A 16509-nucleotide genomic window follows, 5' to 3' on the forward strand; every position below is an offset into this window, starting at 1 on the left:
GCTGCCCGGAAACAGGCAGCCTCGCATGGGCGGACGCCGCGGCGCCGCACCTACCGGGCCGTGCCTGCCTGCGGATCGGGCAGGCCTTCCCAGCCCCCGCCTAGCGCGGCGATCAGCTGTACGCTCGCGGCCAGGCGGCTGCCCAGCAGGCTGAGCGCATTGCGTTCGCTGTTGAGCGCGGTGGTTTCCAGCACGGCGACATCAAGGTAGCCGATCAGCCCCGCTTCATACTGGTTGCGCGCCAACCGCAGAGACTCACGCGCCGCTTCGACCGCGCGGCGCTGGACAATTGTTCCTGCTCCATGACGCGCAGCTGGATCAGATAGTCCTCGACTTCGCGCAGCGCGCCCAGGACAGTCTGGCGATACAACGCGGCCTGGGCGTCATAGGCGGCCCGTGCCCGGTCGAGTTGGGCCTGCCGTGCGCCGCCATCGAACAAAGTCAGCGCCAGCGACGGCCCCAGCGACCAGAACCGCGCCGGCGCCGTCAGCCACTGGGCAAACTGGCCGCTGCGGAAACCGCCGTCGGCGCTCAGGATGAGGTCGGGAAACCACGCTGCCTGCGCCACGCCGATCTGCGCATTGGCCGCCGCGGTGCGGCGCTCGGCCGATGCCACGTCGGGGCGGCGTTCCAGCAATTCAGACGGCAAGCCGGCCGGGATGGCAGGCAAGACCTGTTCGAAGCCGGCGGCGGGCAGATCGAAGCGCGACGGCGCCAGCCCCACCAGGACGGCGATCGCATGTTCGAATTGGCCCCGCTGCCATTCCAGGTCGATCAGCTGCGCGCGCGTGTTCTCGAGTTGGGCGAGCGCCACCGACACATCGCTCTTGCCGGCCACACCGGCCTCGTAGCGATTCTGCGTCAGCCGCATCGAGCGTTCGTAGGCCGCCACGGTTGATTCGAGCAGGCGCTTTTGTTCATCGAGAATGCGCAGCTGAAAGTAATTCTGCGCCAACGCCGATTGCGCGCTCAGGCGCACGCTGCCCAGGTCGGCCAGGCTGGCCTCGGCCTCGGCGCGACTGGCCTCCACCTCGCGTCGCACACGGCCCCATAGATCGGCTTCCCAGGCTGCCGTGCCGCCCAGGTTGTACTGGTTGCCCACGCCCGAGCCCGCCGAACCGCTGCCGCCGCCAGCCCGCGTGGCGCTGGCATTGGTGCCCAGCGTCGGGAAAAAGCCCGCACGCGCGCCTTGCACCAGGGCTTGGGCCTGGCGATAGTTGGCTTCGGCCTGTGCAATGGTCTGGTTGGCGCTGTTCAGTTGCTGTATCAGCCCATCGAGCGTGGCATCGCCATATACCCGCCACCAGGCGCCGCGCTCGGCGGTGTCGCGAGGCTGGGCCGGCTTCCAGCCGTCGATGCGCGCAGGCGCTTCTTTGTAGCCATCGCCCACGTCCACGGCGGGACGCTGATAATCCGGTCCCACAGCACAGGCGGACAGCAACGCGCAGCAGCACGCGGCGATGGCGAGGCGCGGCGCGCGCGCAAGGTCAGGAAGGTTCAGCGACGTCAGGGTGCGGCTCATGGGCTTTCTACATCAGGTTGTGCCCCGATCGCGCCCGGGCCGCCACGGCGGCGACGCAGCCACAGGCGGAATCGGTCCAGGTACAGGTACACGACCGGCGTGGTGTACAGGGTCAGGATCTGGCTGAGGATCAGGCCGCCGACGATGGTGACGCCCAGCGGCTGGCGCATCTCGACGCCCGGACCGGTGGCCAGCACCAGCGGCAAGGCGCCGAAGATCGCCGCCATGGTCGTCATCATGATGGGCCGGAATCGCGTCAGGCAGGCCTCGAATATGGCATCGCGCGGGCTGAGCCCGTGCCGGCGTTCGGCCTCGAGCGCGAAATCGACCATCATGATTGCATTCTTCTTCACGATGCCGATCAGCAGGAACACGCCGATCAGGGCAATGATGGTGAACTCGCTGCCTACCAGCATCAGGGCCAGCAGCGCGCCGATGCCCGCCGACGGCAAGGTGGACAGAATGGTCAGCGGATGCACCAGGTTTTCGTACAGAATGCCCAGCACAATATACATGGTGACCAGCGCGGCGAGTATCAGCCACGGCTGCTGGTTCTGCGCGGTCTGCTGGGCCGCCGCGGTGCCGAGGAAGCCGGCCTGGATCTGGTCTGAAGGCAGGCCGATGCGCGCCACCGCGTCATCGATGGCGCGAATGGCCTGGTCCAGCGACACGCCCGGAGCCAGGTTGAACGAGATGTCGTCGGCGGCGAACAGCCCATTGTGGCTGACGCTGAGCGGCGCGTTGGTGGTTTCGAAACGCGCGAAGGCGGACAACGGCACGCGCTGGCCATCCTGCGTGATGACGTGCACCTGTTTCAGGGATTCGGCGTCCTGCGCAAAGCGCTGGTCGACACCCATGACCACGTGGTACTGGTTCAGGGGGCCATACATCACGGAAACCTGCCGCTGGCTGAACGAATTGTTCAACACCGCCGCGATATCGCTCATGTCGATACCCAGCCGGGTCGCGGCCTCGCGGTCGATCACCAGCTGGACCTGGCGGCCCTTGTCTTCGACGCTGGTGTCCACGTCGATGATTTCGGGCAAGGCAGCCATTGCCTGTTGCACGCGCGGCATCCACGTGCGCAGCAACGACAGCTCGCCGGACAGCAGCGTGTAGTCGTACGAGCCACTGCCCTGCCCCCCACCCAGGAAGATGTCCTGTTGCGGCACCAGGAACACACGCGCGCCCGGGGTGTTCTGCAGCTTGCCGCGCAAGCGGTTGACCACGTCGTTGGCGCTGGCCTTGCGTTCGGCCTGCGGCCTGAGCTGGATGGACATGAAGCTGCTGTTGCTGCCGCCCCGCCCGCCGGCATGCACGGTGATACTGGCGACCGCCGGGTCGGCAAGAATCACTTTGCGGAAATACTCCAGCTTGGGCACCGTAGCCTGGAAGGACGTGCCCTGATCGACGCGGAAGAAACCCAGCAACTGGCCGGTGTCCTGCTGCGGCAGGAACCCCTTGGGCACCACGGCGTACAGGTACACGTTCAGGCCGATGGTGGCGGCCAGCAGCAGCATCATGATGCGGCCGTGCGCCAGCGCCCAGGCCAGGCTTCTGCGGTAATGGGCGAGCATGGCATCGAAGCCGCGCCCGATGGCCGCCGACATGCGCCCGGGCGGGCGCGCCTGGCTGTGCGGCTTCAGCATGCGCGCGCACATCATCGGGGTCAGGGTGAGCGAGACGACCAGCGACACCATGATGGCAGCCGAGAGCGTCACGGCAAACTCGCGGAACAGCCGCCCCACCACGCCGCCCATCAGCAGAATGGGAATGAACACCGCCACGAGCGACAGGCTCATGGACAATACGGTGAACCCGACCTCGCGCGATCCGCGCAGGGCCGCACGCAGCGGCGACGCGCCCCGTTCGATATGGCGCATGATGTTCTCGAGCACCACGATGGCGTCGTCCACGACAAAGCCGGTGGCGATGATCAAGGCCATCAGCGAAATCGTATTCAGGGTGTAGCCACACAAATACATGACGCAGAACGTGCCGATCAGGGACACCGGCACCGCCACGCTCGGGATGAGCGCGGCGCGCCAGTGGCGCAGGAACAGCAGCACCACCAGCATCACCAGGCCCACGGCGACCACCAGTGTCAGCTCCGCCTCGAACAGCGACGCGCGGATGCTCGGCGTGCGGTCCTGCGCCACGATCAGGTCGACATCGCCCGGCAGCAACGCCGCCAGCTGGGGCAACTGCGCCCGCACGGCTTCGACGGTTTCGATGATATTGGCGTCAGCCTGCCGTCGCAGAATCAGCAGGATCGCCGGGCTGTCGTTGTAGAACCCGGTCTGGAACAGGTCTTCGACCGAGTCTTCCACCGTGGCGACATCCGAAAGCCGCACCGCCGCGCCATCGCGCCAGGCCACCACCAGCGGCCGGTATTGTTCTGCGCGCTCGAGCTGGTCGCTGGCCATGATCTGCCACTGGTGCTCGTCGTTTTCGATAACGCCCTTGGGCCGATTGGCGTTCGCCTGCGTAAGTGTGGCCCGCACTTCGTCAAGCGACACGCCACGACTGGACAGGGCCCCCGGGATGAGGTTCACCCGCACCGCCGGCAAAGAGCTGCCCCCTACCGTGACTTCGCCCACCCCGCTGACCTGCGCCAGCTTCTGGGCCACGATGGTCGATGCCAGGTCGTACAGCTTGCCCTGGCTGAGGGTGCTGGAAGTCATGGCCAGCACCATGATGGGCGCCGATGACGGGTTCACCTTGCGGTACGTGGGATTGCGGCTCAGGCTGGTGGGCAGCAGCGAACGTGCCGCGTTGATGGCCGCCTGGACGTCGCGCGCCGCGCCGTCGATGTCGCGGCTCAGGTCGAACTGCAGGGTGATGCGCGTAGACCCCTGCGAACTGCGCGAGGTCATTTCGGTAATGCCGGCAATGCTGCCCAGCGAGCGTTCGAGCGGCGTGGCCACGCTGGAAGCCATCGTTTCCGGGCTGGCGCCAGGCAGATTGGCAGTCACCGAAATGATGGGCAGGTCCACTTCCGGCAGGGGCGCGACGGGCAGCAGCCGGAATGCCAGCACCCCGGCCAGAACCAGCCCCAGGCACAACAACACCGTGGCCACCGGGCGGACGATGAAGGGTGCCGACAGGATCATGCGGGCTCCGAGGCCACGCGCCGCCTGCCACGGTGCGCGAGGCGATCGAACATCAGGTAAATGACCGGCGTGGTGAACAGCGTGAGCACCTGGCTGAGCAGCAATCCGCCCACCATGACCAGGCCCAGGGGCTGGCGCAGTTCGGCGCCGGTGCCGGTGGACAGCATGAGCGGCAAGGCCCCGAACAAGGCCGCCAGCGTGGTCATCAGGATGGGCCTGAAGCGCAGCAGCGCCGCCTCATGGATGGCCGCGCGCGGCGACAGGCCGCGCTTGCGTTCGGCCTCCAGCGCGAAATCGATCATCATGATGGCGTTCTTTTTCACGATGCCGATCAGCAGGATGATGCCGATGATGCCTATCATGTCGAGCTCGGTGCCGCGGATCATCAGCGCCAGCAGCGCCCCCACCGCGGCCGACGGCAGCGTGGAAAGAATCGTGATGGGATGGATATAGCTTTCGTACAGCACTCCCAGCACGATGTACATGGTGACCACGGCGGCCAGGATCAGCCACAGCGTGCTCGACAACGAATTCTGGAACGCCAGCGCGGCCCCCTGGAAGCGGGTTTCGATGCCGGCGGGCATGCCGATCTCGGCCTCGGCCGCCACGATGGCCTCGACCGCGCCGGACAACGAGGCGCCGGGTGCCAAGTTGAACGACACCGTGGTCATGGGAAACTGGTCGAGCCGGCTGATGGCCAGCATGGTGCGGCCTTGCGAAATCTTCGCAACGGCCGACAGCGGCACCAGCGTGCCGGCCGCGGTGCTGAGATGTATCTGGCCCAGCGCCTCGGGCGACCGGCTGAATTGCGGCAGCACTTCCAGAACCACCCGATACTGGTTCGACTGCGTGAATATGGTGGATACGAGCCTTTGCCCGAACGCGTTGTAAAGCGCCTCGTCGATGGCGGCGGTGGTGATGCCCAGCCGCGCAGCCGCATCGCGGTCGATCTCCACCCAGGTCTGCAGGCCATCGTCCTGCAGGTCATGCGCCACGTCGGCAAGCTCGGGCAATTGCGCCATGCGGGCCACCAGCTTGGGCGCCCACTCGGCCAGCACCGCGATGTCGGGGTTCGACAGCGTCATCTGATACTGCGTGCGGCTGACCCGGTCTTCGATGGTGAGGTCCTGCACCGGTTGCATGTAGACCTTCACGTCTTGCTGCGCCTGCAGCGCGTCCTGCAGGCGGCGAGTGATATCAGCCAGGTTGCCGTCGCGCTCGGCATGGGGCTTTAGCGCGATCTGCATGCGGCCGGTGTTCAACGTGGGATTGGTGCCATCCACCCCGATGAAGGACGCCACCGATTCGACGTCGGGATCCTGCAGGACAATGCGCGCCGCCGTCTGCTGCCGCTGCGCCATGGCGGTGAAGGACACTGAGGCAGGCGCCTGGGTAATGGCCTGGATCATGCCGCTGTCCTGTTGCGGAAAGAACCCCTTGGGTATGGCGATGTACAGCAGCACCGTCAGCACGAACGTGCCGAGCGCCACCAGCAGGGTCAGTGTCTGGCGCGCCAGCACCCATTGCAGCATGAGGTCGTAGCGCGCAATGATTCCGTCGATGAAACGCGCCGTGGTCTGGTGGAAGCGGCCGAACCGCTGCTCGGACTCGGGCCTGAGCAGCCGCGCGCACATCATGGGCGTGAGGGTCAGCGACACCACTAATGAAATCAGGATGGCCACCGCCAGCGTGATGGCGAACTCGCGAAACAGGCGCCCCACGACCTCGGTCATGAAAAGCAGCGGGATGAGCACCGCAATCAGTGAAAATGTCAGCGAGATCAGCGTGAAGCCGATCTGCTGCGCGCCTTTCAGCGCGGCCTGCATCGGCGTTTCGCCTTTCTCGAGATGGCGCGCGATGTTCTCGATCATGACGATGGCGTCATCCACCACGAAACCCGTGGCTATGGTGAGCGCCATCAAGGTGAGGTTATTCACGCTGAAGCCCGCCAGGTACATGATGCCGAAGGTGCCCACGAGCGATAGCGGCACGACGACGCTGGGGATCAGCGTGGCGGTAAGGCTGCGCAGGAACACAAAGGTCACCATGACCACCAGCGCCACCGCCAGCAGCATTTCGAACTGCACGTCCGAGACCGACGCGCGTATGGTCTGGGTGCGGTCGGACACCACGGTGACGTCCAGGGTGGCCGGCAACGCTGCCCTCAGTTGCGGCAGCATCTCGCGGATGCGATCGACCACGTCAATGACGTTTGCGCCCGGCTGACGCTGCACGTTCAGCAGAATGGCCGGCTGGTCGCCTGCCCAGGCGGCCTGGCGCACGTCTTCGGCGCCCTGTACCGCGCGCGCCACATCCGACAGGCGCAGCGGCGCATTGTTGCGGTACGCGATGATCAGGTCGTTATAGTCGGTCGGCGATTTCAGCTGGTCGTTGGCGTCGATGGTGGTCGAGCGTTCGGGGCCGTCGAGGTTGCCCTTGGGCTGATTGACGTTGGCCCCCACGATGGCGGTGCGCAGATCGGCGAGCGACAACCCAGCCGAGGCCAGCGCGCGCGGATTGACCTGAACCCGCACCGCAGGGCGCTGCCCACCGGCCACGCTGACCAGCCCCACGCCGGGTATTTGCGAGAGCTTTTGCGCCACGCGCGTATCGATCAGGTCGCGAACCTGCGGCAACGGCATCGTGGGCGAGGTGATGGCAAGTGTCAGGACGGGCGCATCGGCCGGGTTGACCTTGTTGTATACCGGCGGCACCGGCAAATCGGTGGGCAGCAGGTTCGAGGCCGCGTTGATCGCGGCCTGCACTTCCTGTTCGGCGACATCCAGCGTGACATCGAGGCTGAACTGCAGTGTGATCACCGACGCGCCGCCCGAACTCGTGGACGACATCTGGTTCAGGCCCGGCACCCGGCCGAACTGGCGTTCGAGCGGTGAAGTGACCAGCGAGGTCATGACATCGGGACTGGCTCCCGGGTACAGCGTCACCACCTGGATGGTGGGATAGTCGACCTCGGGCAATGCCGATACCGGCAGCAGGCGATAGGCGATGAAACCGGCTATCAGGATGGCCACCATCGACAGCGTGGTGGCCACCGGCCTCAGGATAAAAAGACGCGATGGGTTCACGGTGCCTTGGCGCCAGGCTGGCCGGTGCGCACGGGCGCGCCGGCGCCCAGCGCCTCGCCCGGCGTAGCCGGAATGGTGGCGTCGCCGGCCACGACGCTGACTTTGGCGCCGGTGCGCAAGCGATCGGTGCCCTCGACCACGACCCGGTCGCCCGGCACCAGGCCTTCGTTCACGGCCACGCGGTTGCCGTTGATCGCGCCCAGCTCGACCTGCCGCACTTCGACGGTGTCGTCAGGCCGCACCAGGAAAACAAAGGCGCCCGCCGAGCCCTGCTGCACAGCCGCGGTGGGAATGGCCGTGGCGTCTTCGCGCGTTTCGACCAGCAGGCGCACGTTGACGAACTGATTGGGAAACAGGGCTTCGTCGGCATTGTCGAAGCGCGCCTTCAGGCGCACCGTGCCGGTGGCGACGTCGATCTGGTTGTCGAGGGTTTCCAGTACGCCGCTGGCGATCTGCCGGGTGTCGGTGCGATCGTAGGCGCGCACCGTGAGGGTACGGCCGGCCCGCACCTGCTCGAGCACTTCGGGCAGCTGTGTTTCGGGCAGCGAGAACATGACTGAGATGGGCTGCGTCTGCGTAATGACCACCAGGCCTTCGGTATCGCCGGCGGACACCAGGTTGCCGACATCGACCTTGCGCAGCCCCAGGCGGCCATCGATGGGTGCCGTGATGCGAGTGTAGTCGAGCCGCAGCTTGGCGTCGTCCACGGCCGCCTGGTCGCTGATCTGCGTGCCTTCGTACTGGCGCACCAGCGCGGCCTGGGTATCGAGCTGCTGCCGCGCGATCGAGTCCTGCTTGAACAAGGTCTGGTATCGCTGCAGGTCGCGCCTGGCGTTGGCCAGCAAGGCCTGGTTCTGCTGTTGCTGGCCACGGGCCTGGGCCAGCGCAACTTCGTAGGAACGCGGGTCGATCTGCGCCAGCAGGTCGCCTGCCTTGACGCGCTGGCCCTCGTTGAATTCGACGCGGATCAGCTCGCCATCGACGCGGCTGCGTACCGTCACGGTGTTGTAGGCCGTCACCGTGCCCAGGGCGCGAAGCACGATGTCGATATTCTGCGTACTGGCCTCGGCCACGCGCACCGGCACCGGCATGGCCATCGCTCCTGCGGCGCCGCGCCCGGGCCGTTGCGGCGCCTGCTGCTCCCCGGCGGGCTTGAACCACAGCCACGCGGCCACGGCGGCGGCCAGCAACAACAACATCGCGACCAGCAGGCGCGTTCGGCGGGGCCTGGATGAAGCGGACGGGCTGAGTGGCATAGGAATCGTAACGGGCTGCGAGGAGCCGCTATTGTCCCCCAAGTGCAGCCGTTTACGGCGGCGGGCAGCCTGGCCTGAAACACACCGCAATAGGAATTCGGCCCGGCACCTCCGCCGTGGCCCGGGGCCTGCTAGGCGCTACACAGCGACATCTGGAACGGCACGTCGCGCGACACCTGCTGCGGCTTGGCATCGCCGTCCTGACAGGAAAAACGTATCCAGATCATGTACTTGTTTGCACTGATCTCGGGGAAGACCCCCAGCTGGGGGTCGATCCAGACGCGCAGCAGCTGGAACAGCTTGCCCGCCAGCATTTGCTGGTAGGCGCCCTGTTCGGCCTGGATGTCGGCGCGGCGGCCGGATTCACGCAACAGGCGCAGCGCCATGGAAACGGCGTCGTGCAGCGGGCGCAACGGCGCGCTCCAGCCCTGCAGATCGGCGCAGCGGTCGGCGTCGGGCTTGTGCTGCCAGGCGTGATATGAAGGCATGTCGACCTGCGTCGCGCCGCCGGGCACCGCCAGGCGGCCCCGCAGGCTGATCAGCCATTCGTTTTCACGCAGAGACTGGCCGGCACGCCCCTGGGCGGCCAGCGCGCCCACCGTGCGTTCCATCTCAACCAGCATGGCCTCGAGCGCGTCTTGCGCCACGCCGGGATGGTCGCGCAACGCCTGCAGCGCGACGCGCTGACGGTCGAGGTCCTGCAGAACGGCCGTCTTGATGTCGGTGCGTTCGGTGGCGTCAAGAATATCGAACAAGGTGGCGACTGCGATCTGGTGATGCCTGGCGTCGCCCGCGCGTGAAAAATAATTCAGTCTGTCAAACAGATACTCGAGCCGCAGATAGGCTCGGACGCGCTCATTGAAGGGATATTCGTAAAGAATCACGCTATGTACAGGCCTGTTGGTGATCGGCCCGCGGGCCGGGTTATTCAGGAGCCGGCCGCGCCTGGCGACGGCTTGCGAGGCGACGCCGCCAATCGGCACCACTGGTCGTGCAAAGCCTTTGCCTGCGCGCGCAACTGTTCGGCAGAAGTCGCGCCATCGTTCACGATGACATCGTCAGCTGCCGCGAGCCGGGTTTCGCGCGCGGCCTGTGCCGCCATGATACGCCGTATGGCTGGCTCCGTCAGCCCGCTGCGCGCCTGCACCCGGGCGACCTGGGTTGCGGGGTCGCAATCGACCACGCAGATGCGGTCGACGCGTTCGCGCCACCGGCCCGACTCGACCAGTAAAGGAACCACGTAGACCAGGTACGCGCCTTGCGCTGCTTCTGCTGCGCGTCGCGTATACGCGCCGATCAGTGGGTGCATGATGGCCTCGAGCCGTGCGCGTGCGTCGGGCTGCCGGAACACCAGCTCCCGCATCCAGGCACGGTCGAACGCGCCATCGGCGCCCACGGCGGCGTCGCCGAACTCGGCACGGATCGCGGGCAGTGCCGCGCCCCCCGGTGCGGTCAGGGCGTGCGAAATGGCGTCGGTATCCACCAGCGCCGCGCCCCATTCGGCCAGCATGTCGCCCACGCGGGTCTTGCCGGAGCCGATGCCGCCTGTCAGGCCGATTCTGTACATAGTGCTCATTCCTGAAATGCGTGTTGCGGCACGCCAGCGCCCGGCTTCAGAACCAGGCCGGCCGGCCTGCCGCCAGCAACATCACAATGCCGGCCAGGGCCAGGTAAGGGCCGAACGGCAAGGGTTGCCCGCGGCGCGCATGTCCGGTCAGGCGCAGTATGCCCGCACCGGCGACGCCGGCCAACGAAGCCAGCAAAAGCAGCCCCGGCAATGCCGCCAGGCCGAACCATGCGCCCAAGGCGGCCAGCAGCTTGAAATCACCATACCCCATGCCCTCCCGGCCTGTCAGCAGGCGGAACATGTGAAACAGCAGCCACAGGAATACATACCCCGCCACCGCGCCCAGCACCGCCAACGGCAGCGGCGCGAGCGCGCCTCCCAGATTGATCAGCAGGCCCAGCCAGGCCAGCGGCAGCGTAATGGCGTCGGGCAGCAGGCTGGTCTGCAGGTCTATCCAGGACAGAGCCAGCAGGGTTGCGCACAGCACCATGGCGCAGAAGGCCATGGGCGTGGCGCCGAAACGCCACGCGCACAGGGCGAACAGCACCGACGTGGCCATCTCGGTGACCGGATAGCGCCAGCCGATGGGAGCGTCACAGGCCGCGCAGCGGCCGCGCAGCCCTATCCACCCCAGCAGGGGAAGTCGGCGCCAGCCGCGTATGGGCGCCGCACAGCGGACGCAATGCCAGCCGGGGCGCCACAAGCCGTAGCCGGGCGGCGCGGTTTCATCCCCGGCGGCCTCCAGCGGCGCGCCCCGGAAATCCTGGTACTGCTGCAGCCACTCGCGCTCCATGATGCGCGGCAGCCGGTGAGCGAGCGCCGTCAGCCAGGAGCCCACCGCCAGTCCCAGCAGCGCGGCCATGGCGATGGCCCAATTGAGATCGATTGCATAGGCATGCCACATGGAAGAACCCGTTCAGGGTGAAAGTCGGCCCCAGGGCCGCTGCATGCAACGGCATGCGGGACGCCGCATTATTCCGGCACACGGCAAATAGTTCAAACGGGCGGCGTGACACGAACGTATCGGATGTTTCCATAAATGCGTAGAATTCTGCACATATCCACTACCCGAATTCCCGCCACCATGCCCGCTCCCAAGCTTCTCCAGGCGCCCCGCCATCGTTCCCTCACCCTGACCGCGGCCATTCTGGCGGGCACCGCACTGGTGGCGGGTTGCGCCCAACAGCGCAGCCCGGGCTACTACAACCCGCCCGCCGCCGGAACGCTCACCGACGCGCAGTACCAGGGCGAGGGCGCTGCGTACCGATCGGTCGTGCGCGCCCCTTCGCAACTGCAGATCGAACTGAAAGCGCCGCCCCCCGGCCAGGAACGCGCCAAACCTGACAGCACGGGCGCCCAGGAAGCCGCCGACACCAAGGCTGCGTCGGCCGCCGACGCCGCGGGCAGCGCCTCGCCAGCGGCTCACGCGCTGGTGCCCCAGGCCCAGACCTACATGGGCACCCTGCCTTGCCTGACGCCCTCTGAACAATGCGCGGCGCAGCGCGTGACCTTGACCCTGGCGCCCAACGGCCGCTGGCGCAGCCGCACGGCCTACCTCGACAACGCGGGCAGCCCCAGCAAGCCCACCGCCGAACAAGGCTGCTGGGACGCCACGGCGGAACGCCCGCCGCGCGTGCTGCTGGCCGACGCCGATGGCGCCCCGCTCGCCGAATTCGTCGTGTCGGCCAACAACGTGCTGCGCCTGCGGTCCATCCTGGGCAATACGCCCAACCTGAACTACAGCCTGACCCGCCAGCCCGACCTCGACGCGATCGACGAATTGTCGAAGCAGCCGCCGCCGAAGTGCTCGTAACCCCCTGCCCCGCGCCTTGCGCGGGCCAAGGGGCGCAAAAGCACTAAGCCTGCCTCGGCGTGACTGCAGGCATCGCAACCGGGCGAAAGCCGGGCACGTCTCCGACGCCTGGGGTGATGCGATTTTCTGAACCCGGGGCGGGCCCGGCAAGCCCGCACTCTGCCCGGTGCGGCGCAACCGGGCCAGGTACTGCCACGCGCTAGCCGGGCGGGCTGCCATCGCCGGCGTGGGGCGGCTTTCCATAGTGTCGGCAAAGACTGCACGCCAGTTCGAGCGTATTGCGCACACCCAGCTTGCGAAAGATGCGGGCGCGATGCGCTTCGGCTGTACGCAGGGATATGCCCAGCTCGATGGCAACCACCTTATTGGGGCGGCCGGCGGCAAGATACGACACAATCTGCTGCTCGCGCGCAGTCAGCCGGCGCGGAGCGCCGGTCTGGCGCGACTGGGGGGTGTGCGGCATGATGGCTCGCTTGCAAGGTCGAAATGCAAGAGAGTCTGCCAGGGGCGGCCGGGCCCCGAATACTGTCAAACCTGACAGGACTTTTCGGTCCCCTGGCCTTTTCTACAGTTCGAGGTTGTCGATCAGCCGGGTGGCGCCCAGTTTGGCGGCTGCGAGGGCGACCAGGGGTTCGCCGGCGTCCAAATCGGCCTGCTGGGGCAATTGCAGGTCGCGCTGGCGCCGAACGGCCAGGTAATCGACTTCCCAGCCGCGCGCGGCCAACGCTTGCGCGGCATCGCGCTCGATGGCGGCCACGTCGCGTTCGCCGCTGGCCACGCGCTCGCGTATCGCCTGCAAGGCCCGGTACAGCGCAGGCGCCTCGGCGCGTTCGGCCGGCGTCAGGTAGCGATTGCGCGATGACAGCGCCACCCCGTCGTCCGCGCGCACCGTTTCATGGGCGATGATCTCTACCGGCAGCTGGAATTGCCGGCACATATTGCGCACGATCATCAGCTGTTGGTAGTCTTTCTTGCCGAACACCGCCACGCGCGGCTGCACGCAAGACAGCAGCTTCAGCACCACCGTGCTGACGCCGCCAAAAAAGCCGGGGCGGAACTCGCCCTCGAGAATGTCGCCGAGGTCGTCCGGCGGCTGTACCCGGTAATTCTGCGGCTCGGGATACATCTCGCGCTCGTCGGGCGCGAACAGCACGTAGACGTCACGCGCCGCTTCGAGCTTGTCGATGTCGTCACGCAGGGTGCGCGGGTAGCGGTCGAAGTCTTCGTTGGGGCCGAACTGCAGCCGGTTGACAAAGATGCTGGCCACGACCGGGTCGCCATGCTGGCGCGCCAGTTTCATCAGGGCCAGGTGGCCTTCGTGCAGGTTGCCCATGGTGGGCACGAACGATACGCGGTTCTGGCCGCGCAGATGATCGCGCAATTCCTGGATCGTGTGTACGACTTTCAAGAGTGTCTCCGGAAGCGGCGGCCTGCCGGCACGCCCGTCAGGCGGCGGCGGCTACGCTGGTATAGGCCAGGCGCACATAGATGGGCGCGTAAGGTTCGGCCTGGGTGATTTCAAGCAACGATTCACGCGCCAATTCCAGCATGGCGATGAAATGTACCACCACCACGGCCACGGGCGCGCCTTCGCGTATGCGCTCCAGGAACAGTTCACCGAACTCGATGAACCGCACATCGTTCAGACGGCGCAGGATGTGGGTCATGTGGTCGCGCACCGACAGCTGTTCGCGCGTGATGTGGTGATGCTGATTCAGCTTGGCGCGCTTCAGGATGTCGGCCCACGCGGCGCGCAGGTCGTCGACACTGACATCGGGAAGCATGCGTTCGGTGGTGATGTCGGCCACCGCATCCGCGCGCTTGAAATCGCGACCCAATTGCGGCAGGGCGTCGAGCTTCTGAGCCGCAAGCTTCATCTGCTCGTACTCGAGCAGGCGGCGCACCAGTTCGGCGCGCGGATCTTCGGGCTCTTCGCCCGTATCGGTTTTTTTCACCGGCAGCAGCATGCGCGACTTGATTTCGATCAGCATGGCTGCCATCAGCAGGTATTCTGCCGCCAGTTCCAGGTTGTGCAGGCGTATCTGGTCGACATACGACAGGTACTGTCGCGTGACGTCGGCCATGGGAATGTCCAGCACATTGAAATTCTGCTTGCGGATGAGGTACAGCAGAAAATCCAGCGGGCCCTCGAAGGTTTCCAGGAAGACTTCCAACGCATCCGGCGGGATGTACAGGTCGGTAGGCAGCTGGAACAGGGGTTCGCCGTACAGGCGTGCGAATGCCACGCTGTCGACCACGTCGGGCGTGCTGTCAACAGTGGGCGCTACCAAGGCAGCAAGGGCCTCACCTGAAACCGGGGGATTCGAAGGCATGGGCGCGCCGCCTCAGGAAGTGGTTGCGCCGCGTGCGCGCGCGCAACAAAGCGGGGACGGCGCGCTCGCGCCCGCCACGCCGCCACGCCAGCCGCGCTTATTCACTTTGATACACGTAGGGCTTTTGCGGCACGCGCGCCATGCGGAAAGACTCGAGCAGCTCGGTGTCCTGCTTCTTGTCCCACAGGCGGGCGCGGCCTTCGCGCTGGCGTTGCTCGACGTCGGGGTGCGACGCCTTGTACGACTTCAGGAAGCGGGTGATGTCGGATTCGTAATGACTGGCCATGGCACCGGTATAAACAGGTTGCAGATCGCACAAGTTTACTTCAGCCCGGTGGTCGCCCGGCGTTACAATCTGCAGGCCCCCTCGTCCCCACTTGACATGCCCCCCGACACCGCCAGCCCGCCTCCTGCAACTTCTTCTTCCACGGACACCGGGCGCGCGGCGCGGATGATCCCCTTCATCGTCGGGTGTGCGCTGTTCATGCAAATGCTCGACTCGACGGTCGTGGCCACGGCGCTGCCCGTGATGGCGCAGGCGCTGAATTCGACGCCGGTGCGCCTGAACGTCGCCATTACTTCCTACCTGCTGGCCGTAGCGGTGTTCGTGCCCGTAAGCGGCTGGGCCGCCGACCGCTACGGCGCGCGGCGCGTGTTCATGGCGGCCATCGCCCTCTTCACCCTCAGTTCCGTGGCCTGCGCCCTGTCCCAGAATCTGACGCACATGGTGGTGGCTCGCGTGGCCCAGGGCATGGCGGGCGCCATGATGGTGCCGGTGGGCCGCATCATCCTGCTGCGCGTGGTGCCCAAGCAAGACCTGCTCAAGGCCATGTCCTTCCTGTCCATACCGGCCCTGCTCGGGCCGGTCATCGGCCCGCCGCTGGGGGGATTCATGGTCACGTACATGTCCTGGCACTGGATTTTCCTGATCAACATCCCAATCGGCATGCTGGGCATCGAGCTGGTGCGGCGCTACGTGCCCGAAATCCGCGAGGCATCGACACCCCGGCTCGACTGGCTGGGATTCCTGCTCAGCGCCGTGTGCCTGGCCACCCTGGTCAGCGCCTTCGAGGCGCTGGGCCACAGCCTGATTCCGCCGGTCGCCGTCGCCGCGCTGACGCTGATCGGACTGGTCTGCGGCGTGCTGTATGTGCAGCACGCCAGGCGGGCGGCGCACCCGATTATCGACCTGACCCTGCTGCGGGAGCCGACCTTCGCGATTTCGGTGCTGGGTGGCAACCTGTGCCGGTTCGCCGTGGGTGCGATGCCGTTCCTGCTTGCCGTCCAGTTGCAGGTGGGTTTCGGCCTGTCGCCCTTCTCGGCAGGCATGATCACCTTCGCCAGCGCCGCCGGCGCGCTGCTGATGAAATTCGTGGCAACCCCCATCGTGCAGCGCTTCGGCTTCCGCCGCGTGCTTACCGTCAACGCCATCCTGACCGGGCTGTTCATCATTGCGTGCGCTGCATTCACGGCCAGCACGCCGGTCTGGCTGATGATAGCCATTCTGCTGGCCGGCGGCTTCTTCCGCTCATTGCAGTTCACGGGGGTAAATACGCTAACCTATGCCGATATCCCGCCCGGACGCATGAGCAGCGCCAGCAGCTTCGCTGCCATGGCGCAGCAGCTCGGCATCAGCCTGGGCGTGGGGGTGGCCGCCGTCACCCTGAATATCAGCATGGCCGCGCGAGGTGCCGATCACGTCGCCACCAGCGACGCCATGGTGGCCTTCGTGGTGGTCGGAGTGTTGTGCGCGGTCTCGACGTTGTCGTTCAGAAGGCTGGTTCCCACCGCCGGGGCCCAGCTGCGGGGTTGATAGGCA

At 66.5% G+C, this 16509-nt stretch carries 12 protein-coding genes and 1 pseudogene; 2 read left to right on the plus strand and 11 right to left on the minus strand.

Features of this window, described 5'->3' with window-relative positions; genetic code table 11:
* Positions 1-50 precede the first annotated feature (50 nt).
* The 7 genes and pseudogenes from ACV17W_RS10595 to ACV17W_RS10625 all read right to left on the minus strand — a co-directional run bounded on the left by ACV17W_RS10595 (position 51) and on the right by ACV17W_RS10625 (position 11448).
* Positions 51-1522 (minus strand): annotated as a pseudogene (locus tag ACV17W_RS10595) (efflux transporter outer membrane subunit).
* The gene (locus ACV17W_RS10600; RefSeq protein ID WP_462596375.1) at positions 1519-4635 is read right to left on the minus strand and encodes a multidrug efflux RND transporter permease subunit; all 3117 of its coding nucleotides are present in this window, start codon (positions 4633-4635) and stop codon (positions 1519-1521) included. Before ACV17W_RS10600 ends, ACV17W_RS10595 begins: the two are co-directional and overlap by 4 nt.
* On the minus strand, positions 4632-7721 hold the full coding sequence (locus ACV17W_RS10605; protein ID WP_462596376.1) for an MdtB/MuxB family multidrug efflux RND transporter permease subunit: 3090 nt from the start codon (positions 7719-7721) through the stop codon (positions 4632-4634). The genes ACV17W_RS10600 and ACV17W_RS10605 overlap by 4 nt, the downstream gene beginning before the upstream one ends.
* Entirely contained in the window at positions 7718-8977 is a 1260-nt protein-coding gene (locus ACV17W_RS10610) for an MdtA/MuxA family multidrug efflux RND transporter periplasmic adaptor subunit (RefSeq protein ID WP_462596377.1), read from the minus strand. The genes ACV17W_RS10605 and ACV17W_RS10610 overlap by 4 nt, the downstream gene beginning before the upstream one ends.
* A gap of 131 nt (positions 8978-9108) precedes the next feature.
* Positions 9109-9861, minus strand: coding sequence for a cell division protein ZapD (gene zapD, locus ACV17W_RS10615; RefSeq protein ID WP_462596378.1), 753 nt, complete (start codon positions 9859-9861; stop codon positions 9109-9111).
* Between the two features lie 44 nt (positions 9862-9905).
* Positions 9906-10544: a dephospho-CoA kinase gene (gene coaE, locus ACV17W_RS10620; RefSeq protein WP_462596379.1), complete on the minus strand. Its 639-nt coding sequence runs from the start codon at positions 10542-10544 to the stop codon at positions 9906-9908.
* A gap of 46 nt (positions 10545-10590) precedes the next feature.
* Positions 10591-11448: a prepilin peptidase gene (locus ACV17W_RS10625; RefSeq protein WP_462596380.1), complete on the minus strand. Its 858-nt coding sequence runs from the start codon at positions 11446-11448 to the stop codon at positions 10591-10593.
* A 180-nt stretch (positions 11449-11628) separates the two neighbouring features.
* Here ACV17W_RS10625 and ACV17W_RS10630 point away from each other — a divergent pair, with 180 nt between their 5' ends.
* Positions 11629-12357, plus strand: a complete 729-nt coding sequence (locus ACV17W_RS10630) for a copper resistance protein NlpE N-terminal domain-containing protein (RefSeq protein WP_462596520.1) — start codon at positions 11629-11631, stop codon at positions 12355-12357.
* A 199-nt stretch (positions 12358-12556) separates the two neighbouring features.
* Here ACV17W_RS10630 and ACV17W_RS10635 read toward each other — a convergent pair whose 3' ends face one another.
* The 4 genes from ACV17W_RS10635 to ACV17W_RS10650 form a co-directional block, all read right to left on the minus strand.
* Positions 12557-12820: a LuxR C-terminal-related transcriptional regulator gene (locus ACV17W_RS10635; protein ID WP_462596381.1), complete on the minus strand. Its 264-nt coding sequence runs from the start codon at positions 12818-12820 to the stop codon at positions 12557-12559.
* A 102-nt stretch (positions 12821-12922) separates the two neighbouring features.
* On the minus strand, positions 12923-13765 hold the full coding sequence (gene panC, locus ACV17W_RS10640; protein ID WP_462596382.1) for a pantoate--beta-alanine ligase: 843 nt from the start codon (positions 13763-13765) through the stop codon (positions 12923-12925).
* A gap of 37 nt (positions 13766-13802) precedes the next feature.
* Positions 13803-14690 carry a segregation and condensation protein A gene (locus tag ACV17W_RS10645; protein WP_462596383.1) on the minus strand — a complete coding sequence of 296 codons (888 nt, stop codon included), beginning with the start codon at positions 14688-14690 and terminating at the stop codon, positions 13803-13805.
* 97 nt (positions 14691-14787) lie between these two features.
* Positions 14788-14976 carry a DUF3460 family protein gene (locus ACV17W_RS10650; RefSeq protein ID WP_462596521.1) on the minus strand — a complete coding sequence of 63 codons (189 nt, stop codon included), beginning with the start codon at positions 14974-14976 and terminating at the stop codon, positions 14788-14790.
* 96 nt (positions 14977-15072) lie between these two features.
* On the opposite strand from ACV17W_RS10650, the gene ACV17W_RS10655 reads away from it, so the two are divergent.
* Positions 15073-16503, plus strand: coding sequence for a DHA2 family efflux MFS transporter permease subunit (locus ACV17W_RS10655; RefSeq protein WP_462596384.1), 1431 nt, complete (start codon positions 15073-15075; stop codon positions 16501-16503).
* Positions 16504-16509: the final 6 nt, after the last annotated feature.

This window comes from Bordetella sp. MIP270_01_BMS (assembly GCF_054958705.1).